General features: G+C 65.2%; 1 protein-coding gene. It reads left to right on the top strand.

The window, feature by feature from the left end:
• A partial coding sequence (locus O5O46_RS35015) for a beta-ketoacyl synthase N-terminal-like domain-containing protein (RefSeq protein ID WP_269859727.1) occupies positions 1 to 869 on the top strand: 869 nt, incomplete at both ends.

The following is an 869-nucleotide window of genomic DNA, read 5'->3' as shown; positions in this document are numbered from 1 at the left end:
GGCTGCGCAGGCGTTGCGGTCGGGTGAGTGCACGCTCGCGCTGGCTGGCGGCGTGATGGTCATGTCCGTACCCGACATGTTCGTCGGGTTCACGGCACAGGGCGGTTTGGCGGTGGACGGGCGGTGTAAGTCGTTCGCCGATGCTGCCGATGGCACTGGGTGGTCTGAGGGTGTCGGTGTCGTGGTGATGGAGCGGTTGTCTGACGCCCGCCGCCATGGCCACGAAGTTCTAGCGGTATTGCGGGCTAGCGCGGTGAATCAGGATGGTGCTTCGAACGGTTTGACGGCGCCGAATGGTCCGTCACAGCAGCGTGTGATCCGCCAGGCGTTGGCCGCGGCTGGGCTTTCTCCTGCTGAGGTCGATGCGGTGGAGGCTCATGGCACGGGGACTCGGCTGGGTGACCCGATTGAGGCTCAGGCGTTGCTGGCCACGTACGGCCAGGAGCGTCCCGAGGGGCAGCCGTTGTGGCTGGGTTCGCTGAAGTCCAACATCGGTCACGCCCAGGCCGCGGCGGGTGTGGGTGGTGTGATCAAGATGGTCATGGCCCTGCGCCACGGTGTGCTTCCGAAGACGTTGCATGTGGATCAGCCGTCGACGCAGGTGGACTGGTCCCAGGGGAATGTGCGGTTGTTGACCGAGGCCATCCCTTGGCCGGAGAACGACCATCCCCGCCGGGCCGGAGTGTCCTCGTTCGGCGTGAGTGGGACCAACGCGCACGTCATCCTCGAAGCTCCCTCCGAGACCGAGACTGCACCTGACAGTCAATCTGACACTTCATCTGGCCTTGGCGTGGTGCCGTGGGTGCTGTCCGGCAAGTCAGTTGAGGCGGTGCGTGCGCAAGCGAACCGGCTGCTGGAGCATCTGGAAA

The sequence above is a fragment of the Streptomyces sp. RPT161 genome (genome assembly GCF_027533845.1).
Classification (GTDB): Bacteria; Actinomycetota; Actinomycetes; order Streptomycetales; family Streptomycetaceae; genus Streptantibioticus_A; species Streptantibioticus_A silvisoli_A.
Note: the sequence above shows the minus strand (reverse complement) of the source record. Positions and strands in the feature narration are given on the sequence as shown.